Source organism: Kocuria atrinae C3-8, from assembly GCF_000286355.1.
In the GTDB taxonomy this organism is placed as follows: Bacteria; Actinomycetota; Actinomycetes; order Actinomycetales; family Micrococcaceae; genus Kocuria; species Kocuria atrinae_A.
Genome location: NZ_AJXN01000135.1, coordinates 1 through 3,446 on the forward strand (window position 1 = coordinate 1; position 3,446 = coordinate 3,446).

2 protein-coding genes and 1 pseudogene are annotated in these 3,446 nt (G+C 68.5%); all 3 read left to right on the top strand.

Going from position 1 to position 3,446, the window contains the following annotated elements:
- A pseudogene (locus tag YO9_RS18720) lies at positions 1-798 on the top strand (helicase); the annotation flags it as partial.
- A complete protein-coding gene (locus YO9_RS18725) occupies positions 762-974 on the top strand; it encodes a DEAD/DEAH box helicase family protein (RefSeq protein WP_016997981.1) in 213 nt (70 codons plus the stop codon). The pseudogene YO9_RS18720 and the gene YO9_RS18725, both read left to right, overlap by 37 nt.
- Positions 971-3,446: helicase-related protein (locus YO9_RS0113560; RefSeq protein ID WP_016997982.1), on the top strand; the 2,476-nt coding region annotated here is incomplete at its 3' end. The genes YO9_RS18725 and YO9_RS0113560, both read left to right, overlap by 4 nt.

Here is a 3,446-nt window from a genome sequence, read left to right on the forward strand (position 1 = left end):
TCCGCGGTGGCGGCCGGCCTGCTCTCGGAGCGGCAGGTGCAACCGCGCCGCCCCGTGCTCGGGGTCGACACCCCCGATGAGGCCCTGGCCGTCACCCTGGACACCCTGGGGACCGTGGACCTGCCCCATATCGCCCGGCTGCTGGGGACCGACGAGGCTGGGGCACGGGAGTCCTTGGGGGAGCTGGTCTACGAGGTGCCCGGCGAGGACGGGGTCTATGAGACCCGGGCGGAGTACCTGTCCGGGGATGTGCGCGAGAAGCTGGATGCCGCCCGGGCCGCGGCAGCCGCCGATGGCCGGTTCCAGCCCAACGTGACTGCCCTGGAGGCGGTGCTGCCGGCCCCGCTGGGGGCCGATGAGATCGAAGCCCGGATCGGGGCCGTGTGGGTGTCCCCTCAGATCCACGAGCAGTTCCTGCGCCACCTCCTCAAGGACCCCAGTGCCCGGGTGGACCGGATCAGCGGCGCGAACTGGGATGTGAAAGCCAGCCGGCATGTCTTCGCCGCCCGCAATGACTGGGGCACCGAGCGAATGGCGGCCGGGGACATCTTCAAGAAGCTGTTGGAGCAGCGCCGGGTGCAGGTCACCGACCCTGACCCCTTGGATCCGGAGGGCAATCGCCGGGTGGTCAACGCCACCGAGACCACGGCCGCCCAGGAGAAGGCGTCGCTGATGCAGGAGCGGTTCGGGGAGTGGGTGTGGGAGGACCCGGGGCGGGCGCCGGGTTGGTGGATGAGTACAACCGGCGGTTCAACTCCATCGTGCTGCGCGACTACACGGTCGAGGGGGAACGCCTGACGTTCCCTGGATTGGTGAAGAACTTCACCCCGCGCCCGCATCAGCGGGCGGCGGTGGCGCGGATGCTCTCGGAGCCCTCGGTGGGACTCTTCCACGAGGTCGGGGCGGGCAAGACCGCCGAGATGGTCATCGGGGCGATGGAGCTGCGCCGGCTGGGGATGCGCGCAAGCCGGTGATCGTGGTGCCCAACCACATGCTGGACCAGTTCTCCCGGGAGTGGCTGCAGCTCTACCCCCAGGCGCAGATCCTCGCCGCGTCCTCGGAAGATCTGGCCGGGGACAAGCGGCGGGTGTTCGTGGCCCGGGCGGCGGCCAGTGACTGGGACGGGATCATCATGACCCGCACCGCCTTCGAGCGCATCGAGCTCTCGGAGGAGTCCAAGGCCGCCTACGACCTGGCCGAGATGGGGCGCCAGCGGGCCGAGCTCGAGGCCGCCAATGAACGGGCCGCGGCCAGTGGGGCGGACACCATGTCGATCAAGCGGATGGAAGCCCGCCTGCAGGCGAGGGAGGAGAAGCTCAAGGCCAAGTCCGATCGGGCGACGGATCCGGGAATCACCTTCGAGCAGACCGGCATCGACTACCTGCTGGTGGACGAGCTGCACGAGTACAAGAACCTCGACACCGCCTCCAACATCCAGGACGCGGCGATCGACGGGTCCAAGCGCGCCAGCGACCTGCACTCCAAGGTGGAGTACCTCCGATCTCAGCACGGGGACCGGGTGATCACCGGGGCGACCGCGACGCCGATCGCCAACTCGGTCACCGAGATGTACGTGATGCAGCGCTACCTCGGCCCGGAGCTGTTGGAGCGGGCCGGGATCCACGACTTCGACACCTGGGCGGCGACCTTCGGTCAGGTGGTGTCCGAGATGGAGCTCTCGGTGGCCGGCGGGGACAGCTTCAAGCTCAAGGAGCGCTTCGCGAAGTTCCAGAACGTCCCGGAGCTGCTGAAGATGTTCCACACCTTCGCCGACGTGAAGACCGCCGAGGACCTGCAGCTGCCCACCCCGGATCTGGTGGTGCGGGAGGACGGGAAGCGACTGCCGCGCATGGTCCCGGTTGAAGCCTCGGCACAGCTGCAGGACTACATCGCGGAGATCGGCCGCCGCGCCGAGGCGATCCAGGCCCGGTTGGTGCCCCCGACCGAGGACAACATGCTCAAGATCAGCTCCGACGGGCGCAAGGCCGCCCTGGACCTGCGCCTGGTCGACCCGGAGTTGGGCTCGGTCGTGGCGGAGACAAAGATCAGTGCTGCCGCGGACCTGATGGCCCGGGTGTACGAGGAGCACCGCGAGGACGTGTTCACGGATCCCTCGACCGGGGAGGAGCACCCCACCCGGGGTGGCCTGCAGATCGTGTTCTGCGACCTGGGCACCCCGTCGGAGAACTGGAACGTCTACGACGAGATGCGCGCCCAGTTGGCTGAGCGTGGGGTGCCGGGGGAGAAGATCCGGTTCATGCACGAAGCCCGCAATGATGCGGAAAAGGGTCGGTTGTTCTCGGCCGCGCGCACCGGGGAGGTGGCGGTGTTGATCGGGTCCACGCAGAAGATGGGGGTGGGCACGAACATCCAGGCGAGGGCGGTGCACCTGGTGGACCTGGACGCCCCGTGGCGCCCGGCCGATGTCGCACAGCGGCACGGGCGGATCATCCGGCAGGGCAACCAGAACCCGGAGGTCGCGATCTCCCAGGTGGTGACGAAGGGGTCCTTCGATACCTTCATGTGGCAGACGCTGGAGCGGAAGTCGAAGTTCATCGATCAGATCATGCGCGGGCGCCTGGACATGCGCGAGATCGAGGACGTCGGGGACAACACCTTGTCCTTCGCCGAAGTGAAAGCGATCTCCAGCGGCAACCCGCTGATCCTGGAGAAGTCGAAAGCTGATCAGGAGCTGACCCGGTTGGAGCGGTTGAACCGGGCCTGGCACCGCAACCAGTCCTCGCTGGTGTTCCGCAAAGACGCCGCCCAGTCGCGCGCCGACGCACTCGAGCAGGAGATCCCCGTGCTCCGCGCGGCCGCGCAGCGGACCACCGATGAGCTCGGCGGTGAACGGTTTCGGATGACCATCGACGGGGCCACCTACGACAAGCGCACCGACGCGGCGGAAGCGTGGCAACGGTGGGCTGGAGTGCACGCCACCTCGCGCGCCCGGGGCGGGGAGATTGACCTCGGTGTCGCCGGCGCCATTGGTGGCCACGACATCCGGGTGGTGCAGCGGCCGGGGAACCTGGCCGATCTGGGCGCGTCCCCGGTGGAGTTGCGCATCGACGACGCCCCCGGCGTGGCCGTGGAAGTCACCCGCGCGACGTCATTGAATCCGAACGTGGGGATGATCCAGCGCCTGGAGAATCAGGTACGGGCACTGCCAGAGGAAGTCACCAAACGCGAAGCACGACTGGCCTCCGCCCGGCAGGAAGTCGGCGACACCCGGGAGGCATTGGACGTGCCGTTCAAGCACCAGGACGCCCTGGAAGCCGCCCGCTGGGAGGTCGAAAGGATCGGGCGCGCGATGCGCGGAGAAGAGACGCCACAACCGACCTTGGCCCCGGAGCTGGAGGCGTTGAAGAAACGGATGCGCATCAACTTCCCCGACACTCCCACCGCGGGCCGCAGCAGCGCCAGCAGCGGCGGCAACGGCCCCAGGC